The following is a 23302-nucleotide window of genomic DNA, read 5'->3' on the forward strand; positions in this document are numbered from 1 at the left end:
TAGACCATGATTGAGATTGCCAACACGATTTTAGGGAAAATTGTTGAGCGTAAACATGATGAGTTTAAAGCACGCTTAAAACAAAAAAGTTTGTATGATGTCGAGCAACTCGCACAAGCGGCAACCCCAGTGCGCGGTTTTGCGCAAAACTTGCAAGGCAAACGTCCAGGTGTGATTGCTGAAATAAAAAAAGCCTCTCCCTCTAAAGGCATTATTCGTGAAAACTTTAATCCTGCAGAAATTGCCGAACAGTATGAAGCCGCGGGTGCTGCCTGCTTATCTGTACTGACAGATGTAGACTTTTTCCAAGGAAACGACGAAAATATCCAGATTGCACGCACACATTGCAGCTTACCTGCGCTGCGTAAGGATTTTTTAATTGATCCTTATGGGGTCATTGAAGCACGTGCTTTACATGCTGATTGTATTCTGTTAATTGTGGCCTGTTTGTCTGACCAACAGTTAGAAGAAATGTCAAAAACCGCATTTGAACACCATTTAGATGTATTGGTTGAAGTACATGATGAAGCAGAACTTGAGCGTGCCTTACAATTGTCTGAGCGTTGTTTACTTGGCGTGAATAACCGTAACTTAAAGACCTTTGACGTTGACCTCAATACTTCGTTACGCTTGAAAAAGCTGCTTGAACCCTCACGTTTGTTGGTGACAGAAAGCGGTATTGCCACCCCTGCTGATGTCGCGATGATGCAAGCCAACGATATTCACGCCTTTTTAGTGGGCGAAAGTTTTATGAAACAGCCTCGTCCTGATCATGCCTTTAACGCATTATTTGGGCAGCCTCAACCAATTTAATTGATCTCCTATGAGTAATAACGATTCTTCCCTGTCTAAAGACCAGTACAACCTACTGAAAGCTTTTAAGAAACAGATTACGAATCCGCATGCAGCGGTCAAAGCACCTGAACCCAAAGTGGTTGAGGTGGCTGACCCTGTAGCTGAAGACATGGCTTTATTTGCCAAAGAAATGCGTGGTGTAAAAAAACTTGCAACCAGCAATACTGCCAAAACGCCAGTGATCAGCAAGAAAAAATTAGATGCGCAGACTCTAGCAAAACGGGCAGCAGCCATGGGGCCAATGGAAACTGATGAGACTTTGCTCTCAGATACGGTTGCCACTTTGAATCCTGTCGGTAGTCAATCCAATTTAAGCTATCGTATTGCCACTTTGCAGCATAGAGTGTTCGAGGATTTAAAAGCTGGTAATTTACGTTGGTTTGAAGCGGTCGATCTACATGGTTGTACCGTAGAAGAAGCACGCGTTGCTGTGCTGCAAATTATTCAAATGGCCAAAGACGAAAACCAAAACGTGATTAAAATTGTACACGGCAAAGGCCCAGATGCAATTTTAAAAACTTATGTTAACGGTTGGCTACGCCAACACCGTGATGTTTTGGCTTTTGTCAGTGCGCCTGAAAAACAAGGCGGTACTGGAGCGGTATTAGTGTTACTAAAACGCACAGAAAAAAACCCAAAGTTTAATCAGTAATCGGATTTTTCCCCAAAGGCGGGCATTTTGATAGTTTTCTGTTACAATGCCCGCCTTGTTCAATCTCAGTGTAAGTGAACACGTCTTATGTCTATGCAGCAATCCTACGCAAATATCCTAACTGCCGTTGGTGAAGATCTAGATCGCCCAGGTCTTAAAGATACACCTGTGCGTGCTGCTAAAGCTTTTTCGTATTTAACGTCTGGTTATAGCAAAACATTAGAAGAAGTGACCAATAACGCAGTCTTCCCTTCTGATAACCGCGAAATGGTGTTAGTGAAAAATATCGAATTTTATTCACTCTGTGAGCATCATTTACTGCCATTTTATGGCCGTGTGCATATTGCTTATTTACCAGAAGGTAACGTTTTAGGCTTATCTAAATTTGCCCGCATTACCGAAATGTTTGCGCGTCGTTTACAGATTCAAGAAAACCTAACCCAGCAAATTGCCGAAGCTGTTGCAGAAGTCACAGGTGCGCGCGGTGTTGCTGTGGTGATTGATTCCGCCCATATGTGTATGATGATGCGCGGTGTAGGCAAACAAGAATCAACTACGCGAACCGTATCTTTTACAGGTGATTTTAAAACCAATAAAGATGAGCGTCGTGAATTCTTATCTGCAGTGCCAGAAAGTTATTAAGCAAATCAGCCTCAACATGTTTGAGGCTTTTTTATGGATGAATATATATGACACAGCTTTACATTGCCGGACAAGGCCTTGCTACAAGTGAATCAAGCATCGACTATCCACGCCCTGATCGTTTAGTCAAAAATAATCCCCAGCGTTTAACCCAAAGTTTATATGAACATCCCAATATGAATGCTGGCATTTGGCAATGCGAAGTGGGCGCTTGGCATATTGTCTTCGCTGAAAATAAACAAGAATTTTTTCACGTCTTAGAAGGTGTGGTTCGCTTGCACGATCAAAATCAAAGTGTGGTAGAGATTAAAGCCGGTGATGCAGGTGTCATTCCACCGGGGTTTAAAGGCACCTTTGAAGTGGTCGAAACAGTCAAAAAATACTTTGTGGTGGTAGATGCATAGCATCTACCCTTTACACATAATTATGCCAACTCAGGCACAGGGGTGTGACAGAGTAACTGACTATATACTCGATTGCGACCTTGTTGTTTGGCCTGATATAAGGCCGCATCGGCAGCATCTAATAAGCGTTGATAATCAGGATGTCCATCATAATTGACGCAGCCAATGCTCACTGTTAGTTGTACATTCTCACCATTGGCGAGCGCCAGTCGCTGTGCTGCAATATGGGCACGAATATTCTCTGCAATTATCTGTGCCTGAGCAAAAGATGTGTCTACCAGTAATACTAAAAACTCTTCACCGCCGACACGAAATGCATAGTCACTGCCACGAGTATAATGCCTTAAGGTATCTGCGATCATTTTTAACGCCAAGTCACCTTGGGCATGGCCATAACGATCATTGAGCTGTTTAAAGAAATCTGCATCAAGAGCAAGTAAAGCCAATGCCGCATGATTTTGACGAGAAAAATGAATTTCACGGGCCAAAATGGTATTTAAATACCGCCGACTCATTAATTGGGTTAAAGGATCATTACCCGCTTGTAAATAATCCACCATTTGAAACAGCTGTTCTAACAAATTTTGAATTTCACGGTTAATCTGACGAATCTCTTGAATAGTTTCTAAGGGATCTTGATCGAGTTGCTTCGTTTTTAAATCATCTATATCTTGAATACGCTGTAAAATTAAATCGACTTGTGCCGTACCTTGAAAGGCATAAGCTGCTTTATGAATGAACCATAAACCAAATTCAGATTTAGACAAAACCGGATACTGGCGTACATCTTGATGAGAAAACACCCGATACATCAAATCATTTTCCCAATGAAGTAGACTGCTGCGCTGATGATCTTTTTGGATCGCTACATCTTGTATGGCAGAAAATGCCCGATAGCTTTGTTTGTTTTCGTGTTTCTCTACCGTATTTTCCTCATAAGAACAACACATCACTTCTGTCGTTAAACCAATCACTTGGATAAAGTAACTATTTAGACGAGCATCATAGGCTGTAGGATGTTCTGCCTGTACTCGAAAAATATTGGCATAAATTTCACGTACGCCTCGCATAATTAACCATGACGGAATACCCACCCGTGCATGAACACGCCCCACTTTTTGCTGTTGTTCAATTGCGGCTTGATATGTATTTTGCAGAGGGACTTGAAAGGTTGCCAGTAACCAGTTTTTCAGCGTCTGCTTAAGGCGCTTTTGCACGATATCATCGCCAAAAAACTCTGCGGCTTTAGGTAACAACAACATTTGTTCATAAAATGCCAGTACCAAACAGTCCACATGTCGAGCAATAAACGCTGCGGCTAACTTCAATTCGTTGTGTTGATACTGCTGACAAATACTTTGCCAAGCCAATACTGTGTCTGATGGAACAAGCGCTTGCATGGAGGGAGAAACCGTCAAATTTGACAAAACGCCATCATAATCTTCTGCATAAATAGACACAATTCTAGATTTCTAAAAATTAGTCATTTACAAAAAAGTGCTCTCATTTAATTTGCTTTTTCAGTTTTTCTGATCACTATCGCGATTAAATGCAAGTCTTTTCAGTTCAATCATGCACATGAATCCGATTCAAGCCACCCTCATGCCAATCAACATACATTCCCTGCATTAAGCCATGAAAACTTCGCGAAAATATCAATGCGTGCTTAAAATCTAGACTCATTTTATCTGTATTTTTTAATTTTTATTTAAACTTCTTACAGCGAATCTACATATCACTACATAACTACAGCCCTATGCAACAAATTTTGAGCCTACATTAAAGAGGTCAATCTACACAGGATGGAATCCACATGGCAGCAACAGCAAAAAAAACCGAAAAGAAAACCTCGACTGCAAAAGCCAAAAAAGCCACTGAGGACAAAGTCAAAAAGTCCAACAAAACCAGTAAAGCAGATCAAGACAAAGCAGTAACCAAAAAGGCCAAAACAGTCAAAAAACCGGCTAAAAAAGCTGAGACCAAAGACACAAAGTCCGAAGTTAAGAAAATAGCCAAAACCAAGAAGTCGGATACTGACGCTAAAGTCAGCAAAAAGGCAGCAAGCACTAAAAAGCCAAGCAAAGCCAAAACCACCAATAAGGCTAAAGCGACCACAAGCAAAGCTAAAAAAGACAAATAAGCCACGATAAAGCCCCTCTACAGGGGCTTTATTTGCGATCAGGAGTACATATGCCCAAGACAACAGCAGAGGTCCCACGGCGTGCAGCACGCGTAAACTCGAATAGTTTTGACTATAGTTTAGATTTCAAAACAATTAACTTTAGAGAGCGTCCAGAACTGTATCGTATTGGACGTGGTGAACAAGGGGTGTTGTTGGTTGAACCCTATAAGTCGGAAATTTTACCGCATTGGCGCTTTGCTGACCCTGCAAAAGCCACTTTAAGCAGTGACACAATTTACCAACTTTTTTTAGATTATTTAAAACAACATGATTTTATTGGCGCAGATATGGCACGTAAATTTCTACAAATGGGCTATACCCGTGCGCGACGTTATGCCAACCATAAAGGGGGTAAAAAATACAAGGGCCCTGTGCCTGTAGATAAAAAAGGCTTGAGCGGTGCACATGGACGCGAAGAATTGCCTCGCTCAGCTGAAGATCCCATCAAGGCACAAGCCGCAGCCATTTTTAAGCAAAAATGGGATATGGCTCAACAGCATCCTGACTACTTAGCACAAAAACAGCAGTTTCTAGCATGGATTAAAAATACTGTACAAAGCTAAAACTCAAACGATCCCAATTTTTGTGGTCTTGTAATTGATATTCATAACCCACACGTAGGGTCTGATTAGGCTGAATCACGTATTGCAACTCTGTTTTGGCCTTCATTTGCCATTGATCAACATCATCCCAAAATGGCAATTCGACCTGCACAACACTATTGATCTGATCCGACCATAAACTTTGACAACCTGCTGTCGGACCAATTCCAGTGCGCCAGCCCAAGTCTAATGCTTTACCTGCCTGAAATTGATTTTGTAATTGCCCATAGCATAAATGTTGATCACGGCCGAGCAACCAGCTGTAACCTAACTGGGTTTTTAAATTCACTAGCCCGTGCTGATCATCCTCACTAAAATTGCCATGCCGATCAAGCGCTTCTTGTTGCCAGCCCAAATTAAAGCCCCAGCTAATATCACTTTTAAATGCCGTGATAGGACTATAAGAATTAACACTCAATAGATTCAATTCAGTGAGTTTAATTCGATCATCACGATATTGCACTGCCCCCTCTAACACCTGTAATTGTGTGCCCAAACGAAAACCAGCTTGCGGATCGATTAAATCGTGATAAGCCTGTCGATGCGAAATTTCAACAAACTCTTGACCTTGTACCTGCCCTACTTTTAATTGAATATTCTGAGCATGGTGACTTTGACTTGGATCAAGCTGTGGCTGTATCGGTAAATCACGTTGTTTCTCTACCTCTAAATAGCTTCTTAAACTCAAAATACGTCTTAATTTGGGTTGCGCCTCACTCGCTGCGACTTCTCGGCTGGTGAGCTGCAGATACAAAGCGTCATAAGCCATTTCTAAAATTTTAGCTTGTTCTAATGGATCATAGTGGCGTATGAACTCTGCCATTTTTTCGCTAGGTTTTTGCGTGAGTTGCTGCGCTACCAGTGCTAGTTTTTGTCCGTGTGCTTTCGCTTGCGTATTTAATTGGGTTTCTAACGCTGGACGATAAACCACATCTTTAACCAAACCATGTGCTTGAATCGTTTTTAAAGTCTCAACTGGAATGGCAATGCGTTGAAACTGTTGTTGTAGGTTTAATGCAGGTCGGACTAAGTCAATCAGACCCAATAAGCGATAAGCACAGTTATCTGAAATAAAATAATACGGGAAAGAAACATTTTGCATTTCCCATAAATGCTGCACCATAAATTGGGTTTCTTCAGGTGTTAAATTGAGTTCATATTCCCATAAGTCTCGACTTTCAAAATCGCCATATTCTTTTACCTTACGGTAGTAGGGTAAAATCGAATATTCCCCTGGGTATTGTCCAGTTAGTCCTTTGAGGGCAAATGACCAATCACTTTGTCCTGCCACCGTAGCCGCATAATTCACTGCATAAGAAACCAGGCTTAAATCTTGGCTTTTCTCCGGATCAATCCTGAGTAAAGTATGCCCAAACATCGAACTCGGATTGCCCATAAAGTCAGTGGCATAAATTAAAGTGGCCCGATGCGGCTGGATCTGTTGCCACCAAGCCTCTAGTTTAGGACAACTCACTTTAGGCAAAGCATGTAGATCAATATTTAATTGTTGAATTAACCATTGGCTGCGTGCGGGAAAACGACAACGCATGGCTTGATCAGGTAGAGCATTTTGAAATAAGGCTTCAACATGGGCCGCTAATTCTTGTTGAGGATTTTTTTGTCCATTGGGCGTTAAAAAGAAACCTGTATAGCTGACCTCACTAAGGCCAGACTGTTGATAGGTCAAATGTTGCCAAGTAGGATGTTGATGCAATTGCAAGCGTTCAGCCTGTTGGATATAGCTATTATGTGCAAAGCTGATACTCGGGACTAAGCTTAATACGAAGGTAAAACACAGAAAGCGTGGCACTGATAAAGATGCTCTAATCATAAGTCAAAGGAGTGCTCTGCCCGAAGGCAGAGCCTAGTCTGTTAAACGTAAGCTTTAAGTACGTCGTCTTGAGCCATCACATGTTGTAAAGATGCCAAAACTTCTAAGCTGTTTTCAGAGGCATAAATTTTTGTAAAGTTGGCTTTAGAGACCGCAAAGAAATGCGCTTTATCTTGGGCTTTAATATTGAGTAATTCTGCCAAAACGTTGAGGTTCTCACCTTCACCCACCGCCATATCACGCGCTAGATTTTCTGAATTTTCATTGGTAAAGGTCACCACTTTAGCGGACACAGTACCATTGCCATTACAACCGAGCGTACCAAAGGTAATACCAAACAATTGGTTTAAGAAAATACCATTGGTGGTGGCTGCCATAATTTTTGGAATTTTACCTGATTGACCTGCCCAGACTTGAGAGCCAATACCACAACCGGCATCACTATCTGCAAATGCTGTCATTGAACCCAAAGCAAGTACACATCCTAGAACAACTTTTTTTAACATATGGAAATCTCCAGCAATTCTTATGGTTTTTTAGTTATTGTGTATAAAAATTATTCTACACATCTTTAAAATAGCCGTATCATTTTTAAAATACAAAACTTTTCTTTTCAGTTTAATCATAAAATTAATAAGCTTCTATTTTTAAAAGATAAAAAAAGCGGGAATTTCCCGCTTAATGTAATTGCCAGGTCCCCTTGTCCGAGCGTTGGCCTAAAATTTTGAGTACCAAGACCAAACTGAGCAACAGGAGTAAATACCAAGAACCAAGTTTCCCCCACCCAACCATATGCCATGCATCCACTTGGCTTGGATACAACCAAATTTGATAAAAGGTACTGATGTTTTCAGCAATCCAAATTAAGAAAGCCAATAACCAAAGTACGGGTAATATAGGTAGGGTCAATTGATGCTCGGCCAGAGAAAAACGAATCTTGGTTGACCAAAACATCCATGTACTCCATGCAAATAAAGCATAGCGAATATCAGGTACAAAAAACTTAGTCATAAAATTCATATAAGACAGCACAGCCAAGATCAGCATATGACTAAATCTAGGTAGATGACTGACACTCACCTGATATAAACGCAAGGATCGGGCAAAAAAACTCCCCACTGCCGAATACATAAAACCTGCAAACAACGGCACGGTTAAAATTTTAAACACTGCAGGCTGTGGATAATGCCACGAGGCAATCGCAGGATGGGTTAAAAAGATCTCCATGATCATTGCCATGATATGAAATAAGGCAATCACTTTGGCTTCAGCCCAAGATTCAAGCTTTAAATATAATAAACAGGCTTGAATTAGCAATGCATAGATCAACAGATAGTCATAGCGGAATAAACCATAAAATTCCTGACTCCCCATAGAGGCCGTTAAAGCAAAGGCAAGCAGCAATAAAATACCAAATAAGGCAGCCGAAGCTGCCTTATAGGAGAATTCTATGCTGGATTTAAAAATATTCAGCACAACTCAACCTTATAAATATTTAGCGCTATATTCATGTACGGTATCAATAAAGGCTTTAGGATGCTCAGGATTCACCCACTGGGTAATACCATGTCCTAAATTAGCGATATACCCGGTTTTTTCACCACCTGCATAAGCATCGTCAAGCATCGCTCGAGTCGCTTGAGCAATCGCTTGTGGTGTGGCATATAAAGTTGCAGGGTCTAAGTTACCTTGGAGTGCCGCACGGCCTGCTACAGTTTGACGGGCAACTTGCAAGTTGGTTGTCCAATCTAAACCAAAGGCATCTGCACCGGTTGCAATCATTGGCTCTAACCACTGACCACCACCTTTAGTGAATAAAATCACGGGAATTTTACGGCCCTCTTTTTCACGTTGTAAGCCGGCCACAATTTTTTGCATATAGTTCAGTGAGAATTCTAAATACTCACGATGCGCAAGCGCTCCGCCCCAGCTATCAAAAATTTGTACCGCTTGTGCACCCGCATCAATTTGCGCATTTAAATAATCGGTCACTGCCACAGCCAAACGATCCAATAAAGCGTGCAATACTTCAGGCTGTGCATACATCATCTGTTTGGTAAAACGAAAATCTTTGCTTGAACCCCCTTCAACCATATAGGTCGCCAAGGTCCAAGGACTACCTGAAAAACCAATCAGTGGAACTTGGCCACCGAGCGCTGAACGAATCGTGCTGACCGCATTCATGACATAATCTAAATCAGATTTGGCATTAAAAGCGGGTAAGTTGGCAACGTCTTGTTCAGTACGTACGGTTTTATGAAATTTTGGTCCTTCACCCGCTTCAAAATATAAACCTAAACCTAAAGCATCAGGCACAGTTAAAATATCAGAAAACAAAATCGCAGCATCTAGATCATAACGGCGTAGCGGCTGTAAGGTGACTTCACAGGCAAAATCATTGTTTTTGCAAAGAGACAGGAAATCGCCTGCTTGAGCACGGGTGGCGCGATACTCAGGTAAATAACGGCCCGCTTGGCGCATCATCCATACAGGGGTGGTATCTACTGGCTCACGCAATAAGGCACGTAGAAAACGATCGTTCTTTAAGGTCGTCATTACTTTCCTATCTCAATCTATAAGTCTTAAGCGCATCATAACAAAAAGGCTCTAAATTGAATAACTTCTTGTGTGGCAAAAAAGCGATTAGGCTAAGTGGGAAAATGCATCCTGACACAAAACAACTACTGCAAAACAACCAATTTTCTGTAATACTTGTCACGTTTCTATCAATGTAAATGAATAATTTTAAGGTTGAATTACATGTTCGTTCGCACAGTGCTCGCAATGAGCTTAAGTTGCATGCTTGCTGGTACGGCTTTTGCCACAGCGCCTGCTGAACAACCATTAAAGCCTCAAGTGGTGTCTAGTGCGGTAGCTGATCCAATTGATCCGTTAGCGACCACTGCTTCTTCTGCACAGATTACGCAACAAGAACAACAAGACTTAAATCAAGCGTCAAAAACGCTCGATGATTTACAAAAAGCTGAAAATATCAATGCAGCCACAGGAATTGAACCGGCGAGTGCTACGACAGTACCAACATCGGAGCCAACAGTAACAACGTCTACGCCTCAACCTGCTGTAAAAGCTTCTTGGACCCTAGATGGCTTAAACAATGCCACATGGTATGAAAATATTGGTAAAGGTCAATTTCCTGTCTACGCACGTGCGCATGTGATGTTAAGCAATTCATATGCATCACCGGGTGCTATTGATGGTAGTAGTGGTAAAAACACCCTTAAGGCTATCTCTACTTTCCAACAAATCAACGGCTTAAAACCAACAGGTGAACTGGACAAAGCCACTTGGGATGCTTTGGTTGCCAAACAAGGTTCACGCCCTGCTTTTGTGGAATACACCATTACTGCAGCTGATGCCAAAGGTCCATTTGCCAAGTCAATTCCACGCGATTATGCCTTACAGGCCAAAATGCCAGGTCTGTACTACACCAGTTTGGTAGAAATGTTGGCTGAAAAATTTCATATGGATGAAGGTTTCTTAAAACAACTTAATCCAAAATCAGGCTTTAAAGTGGGTGATCGTATTGTCGTGGCAAACGTCAGCAATAAATTACCTGAAGATATTCATTTGATTGTGGCACATAAGGGTGCTAAACAGCTGTATTTATTTAACAGCCGTAACCAGATGATTGGTTCTTTCCCAGCAAGTATTGGCAGTACCAGTACTCCTTCACCAACGGGCACTTATAAAATTACTGGTGTAGCGCGTAACCCGTATTATAGCTACTCACCATCAAATTTTATTCAAGGCAATAACACCAAACCTCTGTCTTTACCACCAGGTCCAAATGGTCCAGTCGGTAATATTTGGATTGGTTTAAGTAAAAAATCATTTGGTATTCACGGTACACCAAGCCCATCGATGATTTCTAAATCATACTCACATGGTTGTATCCGTTTAACCAACTGGGATGCCAATAATTTAGGCAGTAAAGTCAAATCTGGCGTTACAGTTAAATTCTTAGAGTAATTCAAATGAGTCCGCTTAGGCGGGCTTATTTCTTACCTGATCGTTTCATATTTAGAACAAAGTGTCACTTTTATCGGCTTTAGTCTTATATTTCTTCAATCTATAATGCTCAGCAACAGATAAGAAATATGGAGCGACACATGAACGCTTATTTACACCGCAGTGAAGATCGTGGCCACGTCAAAATGGGCTGGCTAGACAGCAAACATAGTTTTTCGTTTGGCAGTTGGTATAACCCCAAATACATGGGTGTTAGCAGCTTAAGAGTGATTAATGACGACCACATTGCAGGTCAGCAAGGTTTTGGTACGCATCCACATGACAATATGGAAATCTTAACCTGCGTGCTCAAAGGTACCATTTCCCATAAAGACAGCATGGGTAACAGTGGCGATATTAAAGCTGGCGAATGGCAGTTGATGAGCGCAGGCAGTGGGATTCAGCACAGCGAGATGAACCGCTATGATGAAGAGGTGCATTTACTGCAAATTTGGATTCACAGTAATGAGCATGACGCTGTACCCACTTATCAACAAATTGAATGTGACGTCACCAAGCAACCGAACCAATGGCATGTGATTGCAGGTGCTAAAGCGCATGCCCACATGCATTTACGCCAAAATGCTGAAGTAAAATCTGCTTTACTGGAGCAAGATCAGATCTTAGCGGTTAAAACTGAATATGGTCTTAACTATATTCATGTGATCAGTGGTGCTGTAGAAATTGGCGAGCATCTAGTCAAAGCAGGCGATGCTTTGTTATTTCGTGATATTGCTGAAGTTAAAGCACTGAATGCTGCACAGATGATTTGGTTTGATCTCACTGAACAAGCTAAATAAAACAAGCCCGCAATTGCGGGCTTGTTTATGCCTTATTTATTCAGGCTTGCCATATTGATCTGCCATCACTTCTATTAACTGCTCGGGCTGAATATAAGTTTGAATAACACGATGAATATCTTTGGTGGTGAGTTTAGCAAAAGCTTGATCACGCTGGATTCGGCTTTGCATATTTTCATCATGCTCTAGTTGACTGGTTAACATTTTGTGAATATTACGTTCATCTTCCAAATTGGTTACGCGACGTTTTAAAATGGCGGCTTTGGCTTCTTCTAGCTCTTGCGCTGTCACTCCATTTTGAATTAACTCACGCAAAACTTGATGTATGGCTTTTGAAACTTGCTGTGCTTGGCCTGCAGAATAATTCGCTGCAATCGTTAAAGCCCCTGACTTCACCTCTCGATGAGTATTTAAGCTACTACTAAAGCCATACACCAAACCATTTTTTTCACGTAATTGTTTAGCAAGACGTGAGGAAAGCTGTGAATGACCTAAAATATGATTAAACACTGTGAATGCAGGTGAATCGGGATCTTCACTACTCAGTGGTAAAGTTAACATCGCTACATAACTGCCAAATTCACGCGGTTCCGCAAAAAGATGATGTTGCTGTGCGGTATAGGCTTTATAACGCGGCAACACACGAGCAAATGAGCTCTGCCCCGGCCAGTAGCCTAACTCTTTTGCCAAGAATTGCTGCATAGTATTGGGATTAAACTCACCCGTCACCGCTACTTGTGCCTGCTGTAAATTAAAAAACTCCTGATAAAAAGCTTTCACTTGAGCATTACTGGCCTTTTTTAACTGCGCTTTACTGAGTTCAGGCTCGAAATGATAACGCATATCTCCGGGTTGATATTGTTCTAGAATTTGACCCAGTTTTAAAGCAACCACCGTATCAGGTTCAGTATAAGCGCGATCTAACATGGCAAGACTTTGCTGACGAATCAGTTCAAACTCTTTCTCTTCAAATTTGGGCTGTTTTAAGTTATCTAAAATAAATTTGAAATAATCGGCAAAATACTCTTTTTTGGCAGACACCTGAATGGTAAAACTATTACTACTGCTTGATACATTTGCACGGCCACTGACACGAATAGACTCATCAATCAGTTTTTGACGTTCATACTGTTCTGAACCACGCAAGAGTAAGTAGGCTGTCAGGCCAATCAACTCACTGCGGTTAAATAAACTCTCTGCGTTACCAAAATCTATAGAAATGGTGGCATAGGTTTTATCATCACGCGTGGTGGTTGGAAACAATGCATATTTAACACCGTTCTCTAAACGACCACGCTCAATTTGTTGATCCACCTGATTAAGCTTCAGTTTTGCAGTTTTCACATAACTTTTAACTTCAGTTTTATAGGTTTTTACGTCTTTGAATGCCACCTCAGGTACATCTTGCTGATCTAAGGTTTTGGCTGGAGTAGTCGCTTTTTGCGTTGCCGCTTGTTTTTGCTCTTCAGGTGTCGGGGTAATCGTCGCACTTATCCGATTCTTAGCACTTAAAAACTGATTGAGACTTTGATTTACTGTATTAACATCTAAAGCTTGTAATTTCTCTTGATCACTAAAGAAAGCTTGCCATTGCCCTTCACGATCCACCACATAATGACTTATTAGACCCAACATTGCTGCTGAGCTTTTTAAGATATTTTCCACACCATTTTTTTGCATGTCTTTAATACGTTGCAATTCAGTATGATTAAAACTTGCTGGAGAGTGTTCAACTTGCGCAAGTAAGCTAGTCTGCACCGCTTTAGCATCATGCTGCGGTGAATAGACTGCTGCCATGACACTGACATTACGTTCTTGATCGCTTGCATCTAAAGCCATGACCCCAGTAGCAATGCCTGATTCAACCAAAGGTGCGTATAATTTGCCTGTCGGTTCTAAACTATATAAATAAGGTGCAAACGATAAGGCATAACTTAAAGTTTGATCCTTAGGCTGCATGTAAAAATTCACCTGTAGATAGTCACTGCCTTTTGCGACACTAAACTGACGTTGCTGTATATTATTTAAATCAAATTTTATTTTGGCCGCCGCGGCTGGCAAAGCACGTTTGGCAATTGGACTAAATTGTTGATCAATCTGCTTTAATACTGCAGCTTTATCAAATTTACCTGTCATGACCAATACCGCATTATTGGGTGCATACCAATCTTGGTAATATTGCTGCAAATCAGGCAAAGTAATCGATTCAAGCTCTTTAAGATCACCAATGGGTAAACGCCCCAAATGTTGATTGCCGTAGGCTGATTTGACCATTTGATCCATCAGTACTGCCATGGGTTGATCTAAACGTATTTCACGCTCACGTTTAACAATATCAATTTCACCGGCAATCCATTTTTCTTGCAAAACCAAGTTGTGCATACGCTCGGCTTCTAGATGCAAAATCTCATTCACTGCTTTTTGTTCAGCACGAATCACATTGCTATACTGGGTTGAATAGTAACTGGTACTGGCATTGTTAGAGAGTGTATGCTGATTAAGACGACGTTGAAATTCTGCACCTGCAACCGCCTTGGTGCCTTTAAATGCCAAATGCTCAAGTAAATGTGCTAAGCCACCCTTGCCTTGTGGGTCATTGAGTGAGCCTGTTAAATAAATGGTATTCATATAGACACGGCTTTCTTTGGGATTTTCTGCCAAAATCACCCGCATACCATTTTTAAGTTGATATTCTTCGATGTTATGCGCTGAATGTAAAAGTACTGGTGTTGCTCCGACGGTCATACTGCCGGCGAGCAGCCATAAAGACACAGACAACTGTTTAATGCGCATTAACATAAATTAGACCTAATCATAGTAAATTTTTATTCTCATTTTTTATGAGAAAAATAAAGTAATGATAATTATTCACATTTATATTGGCTTGTCTACTTTTACAGCAGAATCGAGATATAAAAAAAATCCCCAATCATTGATTGGGGATTTTTGAATTTGGCGGAAGCGGTGAGATTCGAACTCACGGAGGGGTATAAGCCCTCGTCGGTTTTCAAGACCGGTGCATTAAACCGCTCTGCCACGCTTCCATGTGCGCTATCATATAAAGATTTTTTAAATTTGGCAAACCATTTTTAGCAAGCTTGCTGATTTTTACAGCAAAAAATGCTTCAAAAGTAAACATTTGAGTTTTTAGATAAGTTTTGCCCTATTTAACACATTTTGAAAAAAAAATCCTCAATCATTGATTGAGGATTTTTGAATTTGGCGGAAGCGGTGAGATTCGAACTCACGGAGGGGTATAAGCCCTCGTCGGTTTTCAAGACCGGTGCATTAAACCGCTCTGCCACGCTTCCATGTGCGCTATCATATAAATATTCTGTTGGCTTGGCAAATATTTTTTTACTATTTTTCGGCTATTTGCACAAAATAGCGGCAAAAAATACGTTATTTAGCAATTTTTAGGCATGTCATAGCGAATTTGATTAATGTACCAAACTTTTTTACCCAAAGGTGTGACCACCGTCACCTCGTCATCAACTTCTTTGCCCAATAATGCGCGAGCCATGGGCGAATCAATCGAAATATGCTGTGGATGGTGATCATAAATTTCATCCACGCCCACAATTCTTAAAGTTTTGACTTCACCTGCTTCGTTTTCAATTTCAACCCAAGCACCAAAATAAACCTTCCCCAATTGCTGCTCAGAAAAGTCGATAATCTTAAGTTCTTCTAAACGCTTGCCTAAGTAACGTACACGGCGATCAATCTTACGTAACAGCTGCTTATTATACTGATAATCGGCATTTTCTGAGCGATCACCAAGGCTTGCAGCCCAATTGACTTTTTTAGTGATTTCAGGCCGTTCGTGATGCCAAAGCTGCTGTAACTCAGCCACCAGTTTGTCATGCCCAGCACGGGTAATCAGATTAGATTTCATAGAAAATTGACAATCAGATGTATGTAAATTTAAAACATTTTTGTCGACCTTATAACAGAAAAACACAAATCCGCAAAATTTAAAATTTTATATTATTAAAAATCAACAACTTAAAAATTATATTTTATTTATTTTTTCAGCAAAATTTGACAAGGCGGATTTTCACATTTATTATGCCGCCATGTTTATTTATTGTCCATTTTTTAATCACTGTAGTTTTTCTACACAATTTTCAATTTTTCCCATGTCATTTTGAATGACGTTCATGACTGCCCACCCCGAATTGAATTTATCACTCTTGACCAAGTGAAGGCTTTGCTTTGACTTGACGGGCATAAATTACTTGTAGCGGAGACAACATGCACAGTAGTTCAACCTCAGGCGCGAGGCTTAGCCTTAAATCTGTTACTTCCTCTCTTCCAGTAAAAGCACTTGCACTTGCAACAGCCATTATTCCGTTTCACAGCATTAACGCCAGCAAAGCGCATCAATATGATCAAGTTGTGAATCAGAAAAAACTTACCGTGGTCAGTGTGGCCAACCCAACGACTGTATTTGAAGATGGTCGTCATTTACATGGTTTTGGTTATGATTTGGTACGTAACTATGCCAACAGTTTAAACGTAAAGCTTGATTTTAAAGTGGTGCAGGATAATGCCACTGCTTTAAAATGGGTGGCGCAAGGTAAAGCCAATTTTGCCATGACCACTGCGAGTGTTTCGAGCATTGAGCAAAAAAAACTGACTTCTTTTTCAGCCAGTTGTGGTGATTTATCTAGCTTACAGAGCAATGGCTTAAATACCGAATTGAACTGGGTATTTAAACAAGCGGACGATCCATTATCTGAAACCGCCAACGGCTTTGTTTGCCGTGCTAAACAAAGTGGTTCAATGCGTCAGTTAGCCTCTTTTTATAACCGCAATGTAGTCAAACCTGAAACATGGCGTGTTATTCAGCGCGATTTGAAAAATCGTATGCCAATTTATAAGACCAACTTTACCCAAACGGCTCAACAATATGGCCTAGATTGGCACTTATTGGCAGCCATTGGTTATCAAGAGTCATATTTAAAGCCCAATTCAGTTTCGCCTACAGGCGTGCGTGGCTTAATGATGTTGACCAATAACACGGCTAAAGCGATGGGCGTCAGTAACCGTACTGATCCAAAGCAAAGCATTCAAGGTGGTGCGAAGTATTATGATCAAATGCTGAGTCGTTATAGCCATATTCCTTTCCCAGATCGTAACTGGTATGCCTTAGTCGCTTATAACATGGGACCGGGTGCTGTGGCTGGAATTCAGAAAAAAATCCGTGCTCAAGGCAAGGATCCGAATAACTGGGTAAATTTATATGCCTATTTAGATCGTAACAAAGCCAGCAATGGTCGTTACCGTCAAGCAGTACAATACGTGACCCGTATTCGTGCTTATTTAGAGCATATTAAAACCACACCACAATTGGTCAATATCTAAAAAAAAAGCTTAACCCGAGGGTTAAGCTTTTTTTATTGCAACATGCGTTAAGCAGTAGCTGCTAAAATATTTTTGAATAAGGCTTTTTGTTCAGCACTTGGTTTTGCGGTTTGTAGAGCCATCAGTTGTGACATATCACCTTGTACTTTAATCTTACCGGTCATAAACGCTTGCATGGCTGCCGTCATATCAAACTCTAAAAACACTTTACGTAAGGTTTCACCATCCATCGTTAAAGTGGTTTTGGCTTGTTCAGCGAGACCTTTTTGCAGCTTACCACCTGCCAGTGCAAGTTCTGTCGTACCGGCTGCATCATTGACAATTAAGTTGATGGCTAAGGCATTTAACGCAGGAGGTAAATTCAGCTCGCCCGCCTGTGCTGTTAATGATTCTACTGTTGCAAACCAATCATCCGTTAAAAACGCTGGCATGTCTCATCCTCAATTATTTCTGTTATTGCTAAAATGGTTTTACTCTTTTATAGCATGTAATCACCTATTTAGCCCATGCTTTTTTTAAGATAAAAAAATAGGTGTCATCAAGACACCTATTGATTGAAGCCTATTACTTATTCAGCAGCAAAGCCTAGGTTCACCATAGTAATACGTTTACTTGCGCCTTCTGTTTCATCTACTGTACACGTACCTTTAAAGTCAAATTCACGTTCGCTATCTAAAGCTTCAAAGTCAAATAAGTCACGGTCGGCCAGTTGCGATGGTGAAACGTTTTGTAGTGCACCAAAAATGCTGTGTAGACGTTTTGGATGCTCTTTATCCCATTGACGTAACATGTCATTAAGCATGGCACGCTGTAAATTCTCTTGTGAACCACATAAATTACATGGAATGATTGGGAACTTACGCATCTCTGCGTATTTAATAATATCTTTTTCTTCCACATAGGCCAGTGGACGAATCAAGATGTTCTTTTTGTCTGAAGACAAGAGTTTTGGTGGCATTGCTTTTAAGCTACCACCATGGAACAAGTTCAAGAAGAAAGTCGCTAAAATATCATCACGATGATGCCCTAACGCCACTTTGGTCGCGCCAATTTCTTGAGCAAAGCCATATAACGAGCCACGGCGTAAACGTGAACATACCGCGCAGTACGTTTTACCTTCTGGAGTCAGCTTTTTAGTAATACTGTAAGTGTCTTTTTCTAAGATATAGTACGGAATGTTATTTTCTTCTAAATAACGCGGCAGTACATCTTCTGGGAAACCTGGTTGCTTTTGGTCAAGATTGACTGCAATCACATCAAAGTTAATCGGTGCAATACGCTTAAACTGCAACAAGATATCAAGTAAGGTATAACTGTCTTTACCACCTGAAATACACACCATGACTTTGTCGCCATCTTCGATCATTTTAAAATCACGAATAGCATGACCGACCTGACGGCGTAATTTTTTCAAAAGACGATAGTACGCAGAGCTGGTTGGGAGTTCTGGCTTAAAATTAAAGCCTTGATTGGACTCAACTGGCGAGAACATAGACGAGATTAACCCATAAATACAAATAACGCGGAATTTTAGCCGATTCAAGCTTAAAGCGCAGCAAAAGAATGTAAATTCTGCCCAAATGCAAGTGCTGTCATCAAATTGTCGCTAAAGGGTTGATAAATTAATCAATCTAATATTTTTGCAACAAAATTTTGCTCAACACAGTTGTTCGACACACTTTTCCACAAAAGCTGTGGATAACTTTGTGGATTCTCTAACACTTGACAAGGTCTGCCGCCCATCTAATAAGGCTTCTATTTAAATTGATCATTTTTTGATCAATTTAATATTTGTTTTTAATCAATAACTTAAATATGTCAAGTCGATGAAAATAAAAAAAAATTAATTTTTTTTTATTTCTGAGCTGCTGTTTTAACACCCGTTTTTATAAACAACTTAATAATTAAACAATCAAGAGCTTTCGTGATGGATTTTTTTTGCTAAACTGAAGGCTATTGTTTGGGGACAGATTTTAAATTACTACAATGAAAATCGACTTCGCCATTTTGGGGATGTGTACAACTGTGGTGAGCTTATGCTGGAGTAGCTTCAGTTTTGCTGGGGAAACCATCTATCAACTCAAAGATCAGAACGGCACCACTTTATTAACCAATAAACAGACCAAGTACACACATTTAAAGGTTGAGAAAAAGACCTTCTATCCTGACAGTAATATTCATTCTTATGGTAATTATGGCGCTAACGAAGCGGCAGTAGCCCCGAGTCAAAGTCGGAATAAAAATGCCTTTGATCATATTATTCAACAAGCCGCGCAGACACATGGCGTTTCTGCAGGTTTAATTAAAGCTGTCATGCACACCGAATCAGGATTTAATGTACATGCACGCTCCCCTGTCGGTGCACAAGGTTTAATGCAACTGATGCCAGCCACAGCTAAACGTTTTAATGTCTCTAATGCCTATGATCCGCAGCAAAATATTATGGCGGGTGCTAAATATTTAGCCTGGCTACTCAAACGCTTTAATGGCAATACCTCTTTAGCACTGGCAGGCTACAACGCAGGTGAAGGGAATGTGCAAAAATACGGGGGTATTCCACCGTTTCGTGAAACCCAAGATTATGTACGCCGCGTCAATAGCCGCTATCAAAACCTATATGCGGGTGGCTTAACTAGCACGCCGCGCTCTGCGATTCAAAACGCTAGCCAAGCTCCACAAGGTGCAACAGTTATTGCTCAATCGAGCAACTATAGCCAAACTACCACCCCAAGCTATAGCCGTGAGGTGATTCGTTTAGCTGATGGCAGTTATACTGATCGTCCGGTACGTGGTTCATATAGTACAGGTCATGCGATTGCTTCAGCTTCGATTACTTTTGACAATTAATCCGATTTTTTTGCTCAAGTTTGGTTATTTTTTCTTGAATTTTCAGCTCATTCACCGCATATTGAAAGATATGATTTTCATTCATAAATCAGATTATATTTTTACGATAAGAGGATTTTCTCAATGATGCGGATTGGTTTGTTCTTGCTAACCAACCTCGCGGTACTGGTTGTAGCTGGCATTATTTTGTCACTCTTCGGTGTCGGTAGTTACCATGGCGCGGGTGGCTTGAATCTAGGCAACCTGTTGGTGGTCTGTTTTGTGTTTGGTATGGTCGGCTCAATGATTTCGCTATTCATGTCGAAATGGATGGCTAAAAAGACCACAGGTACAGAACTGATTGACCCAAATGCACCTCGTAACCAAGCAGAAGTTTGGTTGTTACAAGAGGTTGCGCAGCTTTCTCAACGTGCTGGTATTAAGATGCCAGAAGTTGGTATTTTCCCATCTTATCAATCGAATGCCTTTGCAACCGGTTGGAACAAAAATGATGCTTTGGTTGCGGTTTCGACTGGTTTACTTGAGCGCATGAATAAAGATGAACTGCGTGCAGTATTGGCCCATGAGATCGGTCACGTTGCCAATGGCGACATGGTGACACTTGCCTTAGTACAAGGTGTAGTCAATGCCTTTGTCATGTTCTTTGCGCGTATTGTCGGTGACTTTATTGACCGTAACGTGTTTGGTCGTGAAGAAGGTGAAGCCCCTGGTCTTGCCTATTTTGCCATTACCATTGTACTCGATATTGTATTTGGTATTTTAGCCTCAGCCATCGTGATGTGGTTCTCGCGCTACCGTGAATACCGTGCCGATGAAGCAGGTGCACGCTTAGCTGGTAAACAAGCCATGATTTCTGCTTTACTTCGTTTACAAGCAGAAACTGAAATGCCAGATCAAATGCCAAAAGAAATGAAGGCATTCTCAATTTCAGCCGGTCAAGAACAAGGATTTAGCTTAGCCGCTTTATTCCAAACCCATCCGACCATTGAACAACGTGTAGCAGCTTTACAACAACTTGATTGTCCTTAATTGAAGTTGCTTGATTAAAAGGCCTCCTCTCTAGGGGGCTTTTTAATGGCCAAATATATTGATTAACCCAATCACGCCAAAATACAGTGCCACTAAAAAAACAATGATAAACAATGCACCAAGTAAATCAGGAATGTGCACCCAAAGCCAAGCCACAACAGGATGACGCCAAAACTTTGAATGTTGCTGCTTTTTTTCTAATTCTTCATGTAAAAATGGATGCACAATGTGATGATCGCTTTGGATTTGATATTCTTCGCGAATATGTTCATGCACCACATTTAAGGCTCTTTTACTCGGGCGAATAAAGACATCAAACACTGTACCCGCCACAGGAATAAAGCCAACCACTGCATCCATCACAGCCAATTTAATCACGGGATTAAGCTTATGCTGTGGCACGCCAATTTGGCGGGCCTTATAAATGGCATAACAGGTCAAAGCAAAACCGGCAAGATCTCCAGCCACAGGTAAGGTACTTAAAGCTGCATCAGCGCCTACGCCCTGTTTGGTAAATGGAATCCGCACCAATGAGTCCATCATAGTGGCAAATTTAGCCAAATCTCGCTCTAGGCGAATAACTTCTTGGCGTGACATTTTCGCTTGCTGTGCTGTTGGCATAGTGGACCTTGATGTATAAATGCTATTGAAAGCACATAAAAATGTATGGATTTCCTCAAGTTAAAATAACAGTTGCGAGGCGATAAATAAATACACCACTACGCCTGTTGCATCACAAATTGAGGTCACGAGTGGCCCTGAGGCACTGGCAGGATCAAGTTTAAGTTTGTTTAAAATAAACGGTAAGCTCATACCAATCAGTGCGCCTAACAACACAATGCCCATCATACTAAATGCCAAAACAACCGCCACCATGATATCACCGCGGATATAGCCTAAAATAGACACTGCAATGGCCATGGTAGCGCCTAAACATAGTGCCACTAAGCTTTCACGTCCAAGTAAGCCAAACCAGTCTTTAAGCTCCACATCTCCAGTGGCTAAAGCACGTACCATTAAGGTGGCAGATTGTGAACCAGCATTGCCGCCACTGCCCACCAGCAGCGGTAAGAAAAAGACTAATACAATATGCGTGGCGATAATCTCTTCAAAGTGGGCAATCCCTAGACCTGACAATAAACTCCCAAAGACTAAAATGACCAGCCAAAAGACACGTTTTTTATATAGGGTGAAAATTGAGGCATGTTTGAGGCTTAAACTGCCCTCATTTTGCACGGCGCTGCCCTTTAAAAAATCTTCATCAGTTTCAGCACGCATCACATCCATGGCATCATCATAGGTCACAATACCCACAAGACGTTGTTGTGCATCGACAATCGGCAAAGCCAAAAAATCATAATGTGCCAGTCGTCGAATCACCTGTTCTTGATCCTCTTCAACATGTGCATAAATTAGATCCTGACACATGGCCTCAGCAATCTTGATACTAGGCTCAGCCTGAATGATTTGTCGCAGTGAGATTACCCCTAACAACTGCTGTGCAACATCAACCACATAAATCAAATTTAAGGTTTCACGATCCGCAGCAACTTGGCGTAACGCCTCAATTGCTTGTTGTATACTCATATCGGGGGCAAGTGTGACAAAGTCAGAACTCATAATCGAGCCGGCTGAAAAATCAGGATAGGCGGTCAACTCACTGAGCTGTTGCTGTATCTGTGGTGGTAGATGTTTTCGTAGTTGTTGCTGTAAATCGGGCGCTAATAACTGATAAAGATCGGTCCGATCATCAGAATGCATCTGCTCTACAATGCCACTTAAATCTTGCACATGTAAATGCTGTGCCAATTGTACTTGCATAGCATGCGGTAAATGTTCAAAAATGCGGCCACGTTGTTGGCTGTTGCACAGTACTTGAATTTGCTCAGCCAAGCTTAATTCCGCTACAGCATCACTAATGGTTTGATGATGGCGTGTTGCAAAAAGCGTATCTAACTCGTTGGCTCGATCTTGCTTGAGACGCTGCAATATCTGTTGTTTTATATGATTCATCGCAATTTTTTAGCATTGTTTAACTTTATTCAAACAGATTTTACCGCCC

22 protein-coding genes and 2 tRNA genes are annotated in these 23302 nt (G+C 41.1%); 11 read left to right on the top strand and 13 right to left on the bottom strand.

All coding sequences use genetic code 11. The annotated features are described in order from the left end of the window. Positions 1 to 6: 6 nt before the first annotated feature. The 4 genes from trpC (at position 7) to AC5YCI_RS04335 (ending at position 2553) form a co-directional block, all read left to right on the top strand. Positions 7 to 813: an indole-3-glycerol phosphate synthase TrpC gene (trpC, locus tag AC5YCI_RS04320; protein ID WP_496128198.1), complete on the top strand. Its 807-nt coding sequence runs from the start codon at positions 7 to 9 to the stop codon at positions 811 to 813. Between the two features lie 10 nt (positions 814 to 823). Next, on the top strand, positions 824 to 1507 hold the full coding sequence (locus AC5YCI_RS04325; protein ID WP_496128197.1) for a Smr/MutS family protein: 684 nt from the start codon (positions 824 to 826) through the stop codon (positions 1505 to 1507). Positions 1508 to 1600: 93 nt separating this feature from the next. Next, a complete protein-coding gene (gene folE / locus AC5YCI_RS04330) occupies positions 1601 to 2149 on the top strand; it encodes a GTP cyclohydrolase I FolE (RefSeq protein ID WP_171525750.1) in 549 nt (182 codons plus the stop codon). A 47-nt stretch (positions 2150 to 2196) separates the two neighbouring features. Then, positions 2197 to 2553, top strand: coding sequence for a cupin domain-containing protein (locus tag AC5YCI_RS04335; protein ID WP_496128196.1), 357 nt, complete (start codon positions 2197 to 2199; stop codon positions 2551 to 2553). A 20-nt stretch (positions 2554 to 2573) separates the two neighbouring features. Here AC5YCI_RS04335 and AC5YCI_RS04340 read toward each other — a convergent pair whose 3' ends face one another. Beyond that, positions 2574 to 3953: a GGDEF domain-containing protein gene (locus AC5YCI_RS04340; protein WP_496128195.1), complete on the bottom strand. Its 1380-nt coding sequence runs from the start codon at positions 3951 to 3953 to the stop codon at positions 2574 to 2576. Positions 3954 to 4366: 413 nt separating this feature from the next. Here AC5YCI_RS04340 and AC5YCI_RS04345 point away from each other — a divergent pair, with 413 nt between their 5' ends. Together AC5YCI_RS04345 and AC5YCI_RS04350 are read left to right on the top strand one after the other, a co-directional pair. Then, the gene (locus AC5YCI_RS04345; RefSeq protein WP_496128194.1) at positions 4367 to 4693 is read left to right on the top strand and encodes a hypothetical protein; all 327 of its coding nucleotides are present in this window, start codon (positions 4367 to 4369) and stop codon (positions 4691 to 4693) included. A gap of 50 nt (positions 4694 to 4743) precedes the next feature. Continuing rightward, positions 4744 to 5298, top strand: coding sequence for a DUF4385 domain-containing protein (locus AC5YCI_RS04350; RefSeq protein WP_496128193.1), 555 nt, complete (start codon positions 4744 to 4746; stop codon positions 5296 to 5298). Here AC5YCI_RS04350 and AC5YCI_RS04355 read toward each other — a convergent pair. The 4 genes from AC5YCI_RS04355 to hemE all read right to left on the bottom strand — a co-directional run bounded on the left by AC5YCI_RS04355 (position 5276) and on the right by hemE (position 9724). Next, a complete protein-coding gene (locus AC5YCI_RS04355) occupies positions 5276 to 7168 on the bottom strand; it encodes an Lnb N-terminal periplasmic domain-containing protein (protein WP_496128192.1) in 1893 nt (630 codons plus the stop codon). The genes AC5YCI_RS04350 and AC5YCI_RS04355 overlap by 23 nt on opposite strands. A 41-nt stretch (positions 7169 to 7209) precedes the next feature. Further along, positions 7210 to 7674 carry a DUF3015 family protein gene (locus AC5YCI_RS04360; protein WP_496128191.1) on the bottom strand — a complete coding sequence of 155 codons (465 nt, stop codon included), beginning with the start codon at positions 7672 to 7674 and terminating at the stop codon, positions 7210 to 7212. Positions 7675 to 7846: 172 nt separating this feature from the next. After that, on the bottom strand, positions 7847 to 8644 hold the full coding sequence (locus AC5YCI_RS04365) for a DUF817 family protein (RefSeq protein WP_496128190.1): 798 nt from the start codon (positions 8642 to 8644) through the stop codon (positions 7847 to 7849). A gap of 9 nt (positions 8645 to 8653) precedes the next feature. After that, entirely contained in the window at positions 8654 to 9724 is a 1071-nt protein-coding gene (gene hemE, locus AC5YCI_RS04370) for a uroporphyrinogen decarboxylase (RefSeq protein WP_496128189.1), read from the bottom strand. Positions 9725 to 9928: 204 nt separating this feature from the next. On the opposite strand from hemE, the gene AC5YCI_RS04375 reads away from it, so the two are divergent. Beyond that, positions 9929 to 11158, top strand: a complete 1230-nt coding sequence (locus AC5YCI_RS04375) for a L,D-transpeptidase family protein (RefSeq protein ID WP_496128188.1) — start codon at positions 9929 to 9931, stop codon at positions 11156 to 11158. 140 nt (positions 11159 to 11298) lie between these two features. Further along, positions 11299 to 11997, top strand: coding sequence for a pirin family protein (locus AC5YCI_RS04380; RefSeq protein ID WP_496128187.1), 699 nt, complete (start codon positions 11299 to 11301; stop codon positions 11995 to 11997). 36 nt (positions 11998 to 12033) lie between these two features. Here AC5YCI_RS04380 and AC5YCI_RS04385 read toward each other — a convergent pair whose 3' ends face one another. The 4 genes from AC5YCI_RS04385 to greB all read right to left on the bottom strand — a co-directional run bounded on the left by AC5YCI_RS04385 (position 12034) and on the right by greB (position 15892). Further along, positions 12034 to 14796 (bottom strand): M16 family metallopeptidase, encoded by a 2763-nt coding sequence (locus AC5YCI_RS04385; protein ID WP_496128186.1) that lies wholly within the window; start codon positions 14794 to 14796, stop codon positions 12034 to 12036. 154 nt (positions 14797 to 14950) lie between these two features. Next, positions 14951 to 15041: transfer RNA gene (locus tag AC5YCI_RS04390), tRNA-Ser, on the bottom strand. Between the two features lie 176 nt (positions 15042 to 15217). Beyond that, a tRNA-Ser gene (locus AC5YCI_RS04395) sits at positions 15218 to 15308 on the bottom strand. Positions 15309 to 15403: 95 nt separating this feature from the next. After that, the gene (greB, locus tag AC5YCI_RS04400; RefSeq protein ID WP_496175265.1) at positions 15404 to 15892 is read right to left on the bottom strand and encodes a transcription elongation factor GreB; all 489 of its coding nucleotides are present in this window, start codon (positions 15890 to 15892) and stop codon (positions 15404 to 15406) included. 359 nt (positions 15893 to 16251) lie between these two features. Between greB and AC5YCI_RS04405 the strand changes: the two genes are divergently transcribed. Then, positions 16252 to 17364: an MltF family protein gene (locus AC5YCI_RS04405; protein ID WP_496128184.1), complete on the top strand. Its 1113-nt coding sequence runs from the start codon at positions 16252 to 16254 to the stop codon at positions 17362 to 17364. A gap of 47 nt (positions 17365 to 17411) precedes the next feature. Here AC5YCI_RS04405 and AC5YCI_RS04410 read toward each other — a convergent pair whose 3' ends face one another. Both AC5YCI_RS04410 and ttcA read right to left on the bottom strand, forming a co-directional pair. Further along, the gene (locus AC5YCI_RS04410; RefSeq protein ID WP_496128183.1) at positions 17412 to 17795 is read right to left on the bottom strand and encodes an SCP2 sterol-binding domain-containing protein; all 384 of its coding nucleotides are present in this window, start codon (positions 17793 to 17795) and stop codon (positions 17412 to 17414) included. Between the two features lie 137 nt (positions 17796 to 17932). Continuing rightward, positions 17933 to 18856, bottom strand: a complete 924-nt coding sequence (gene ttcA / locus AC5YCI_RS04415) for a tRNA 2-thiocytidine(32) synthetase TtcA (protein ID WP_496128182.1) — start codon at positions 18854 to 18856, stop codon at positions 17933 to 17935. 494 nt (positions 18857 to 19350) lie between these two features. Between ttcA and AC5YCI_RS04420 the strand changes: the two genes are divergently transcribed. Then, complete coding sequence (locus tag AC5YCI_RS04420) at positions 19351 to 20211, top strand: lytic transglycosylase domain-containing protein (protein ID WP_496128181.1); 861 nt, start codon at positions 19351 to 19353, stop codon at positions 20209 to 20211. A 123-nt stretch (positions 20212 to 20334) separates the two neighbouring features. Further along, complete coding sequence (gene htpX / locus AC5YCI_RS04425) at positions 20335 to 21240, top strand: protease HtpX (protein WP_496128180.1); 906 nt, start codon at positions 20335 to 20337, stop codon at positions 21238 to 21240. 42 nt (positions 21241 to 21282) lie between these two features. Here htpX and AC5YCI_RS04430 read toward each other — a convergent pair whose 3' ends face one another. After that, on the bottom strand, positions 21283 to 21837 hold the full coding sequence (locus tag AC5YCI_RS04430) for a DUF4112 domain-containing protein (protein WP_496128527.1): 555 nt from the start codon (positions 21835 to 21837) through the stop codon (positions 21283 to 21285). Between the two features lie 84 nt (positions 21838 to 21921). Continuing rightward, positions 21922 to 23253, bottom strand: a complete 1332-nt coding sequence (gene mgtE, locus AC5YCI_RS04435) for a magnesium transporter (RefSeq protein WP_496128179.1) — start codon at positions 23251 to 23253, stop codon at positions 21922 to 21924. Positions 23254 to 23302 lie beyond the last annotated feature (49 nt).

The sequence above is a fragment of the Acinetobacter sp. CY17 genome, from assembly GCF_059515825.1.

What these genes read in the sequence shown, in the direction of transcription:
- trpC (WP_496128198.1), top strand. Translation starts at nt 7, where the DNA reads ATGATTGAGATTGCCAACACGATTTTAGGGAAAATTGTTGAGCGTAAA.
- AC5YCI_RS04325 (WP_496128197.1), top strand. Translation starts at nt 824, where the DNA reads ATGAGTAATAACGATTCTTCCCTGTCTAAAGACCAGTACAACCTACTG.
- folE (WP_171525750.1), top strand. Translation starts at nt 1,601, where the DNA reads ATGCAGCAATCCTACGCAAATATCCTAACTGCCGTTGGTGAAGATCTA.
- AC5YCI_RS04335 (WP_496128196.1), top strand. Translation starts at nt 2,197, where the DNA reads ATGACACAGCTTTACATTGCCGGACAAGGCCTTGCTACAAGTGAATCA.
- AC5YCI_RS04340 (WP_496128195.1), bottom strand. Translation starts at nt 3,953, where the DNA reads ATGCAAGCGCTTGTTCCATCAGACACAGTATTGGCTTGGCAAAGTATT.
- AC5YCI_RS04345 (WP_496128194.1), top strand. Translation starts at nt 4,367, where the DNA reads ATGGCAGCAACAGCAAAAAAAACCGAAAAGAAAACCTCGACTGCAAAA.
- AC5YCI_RS04350 (WP_496128193.1), top strand. Translation starts at nt 4,744, where the DNA reads ATGCCCAAGACAACAGCAGAGGTCCCACGGCGTGCAGCACGCGTAAAC.
- AC5YCI_RS04355 (WP_496128192.1), bottom strand. Translation starts at nt 7,168, where the DNA reads ATGATTAGAGCATCTTTATCAGTGCCACGCTTTCTGTGTTTTACCTTC.
- AC5YCI_RS04360 (WP_496128191.1), bottom strand. Translation starts at nt 7,674, where the DNA reads ATGTTAAAAAAAGTTGTTCTAGGATGTGTACTTGCTTTGGGTTCAATG.
- hemE (WP_496128189.1), bottom strand. Translation starts at nt 9,724, where the DNA reads ATGACGACCTTAAAGAACGATCGTTTTCTACGTGCCTTATTGCGTGAG.
- AC5YCI_RS04375 (WP_496128188.1), top strand. Translation starts at nt 9,929, where the DNA reads ATGTTCGTTCGCACAGTGCTCGCAATGAGCTTAAGTTGCATGCTTGCT.
- AC5YCI_RS04380 (WP_496128187.1), top strand. Translation starts at nt 11,299, where the DNA reads ATGAACGCTTATTTACACCGCAGTGAAGATCGTGGCCACGTCAAAATG.
- AC5YCI_RS04385 (WP_496128186.1), bottom strand. Translation starts at nt 14,796, where the DNA reads ATGTTAATGCGCATTAAACAGTTGTCTGTGTCTTTATGGCTGCTCGCC.
- greB (WP_496175265.1), bottom strand. Translation starts at nt 15,892, where the DNA reads ATGAAATCTAATCTGATTACCCGTGCTGGGCATGACAAACTGGTGGCT.
- AC5YCI_RS04405 (WP_496128184.1), top strand. Translation starts at nt 16,252, where the DNA reads ATGCACAGTAGTTCAACCTCAGGCGCGAGGCTTAGCCTTAAATCTGTT.
- AC5YCI_RS04410 (WP_496128183.1), bottom strand. Translation starts at nt 17,795, where the DNA reads ATGCCAGCGTTTTTAACGGATGATTGGTTTGCAACAGTAGAATCATTA.
- ttcA (WP_496128182.1), bottom strand. Translation starts at nt 18,856, where the DNA reads ATGTTCTCGCCAGTTGAGTCCAATCAAGGCTTTAATTTTAAGCCAGAA.
- AC5YCI_RS04420 (WP_496128181.1), top strand. Translation starts at nt 19,351, where the DNA reads ATGAAAATCGACTTCGCCATTTTGGGGATGTGTACAACTGTGGTGAGC.
- htpX (WP_496128180.1), top strand. Translation starts at nt 20,335, where the DNA reads ATGATGCGGATTGGTTTGTTCTTGCTAACCAACCTCGCGGTACTGGTT.
- AC5YCI_RS04430 (WP_496128527.1), bottom strand. Translation starts at nt 21,837, where the DNA reads ATGTCACGCCAAGAAGTTATTCGCCTAGAGCGAGATTTGGCTAAATTT.
- mgtE (WP_496128179.1), bottom strand. Translation starts at nt 23,253, where the DNA reads ATGAATCATATAAAACAACAGATATTGCAGCGTCTCAAGCAAGATCGA.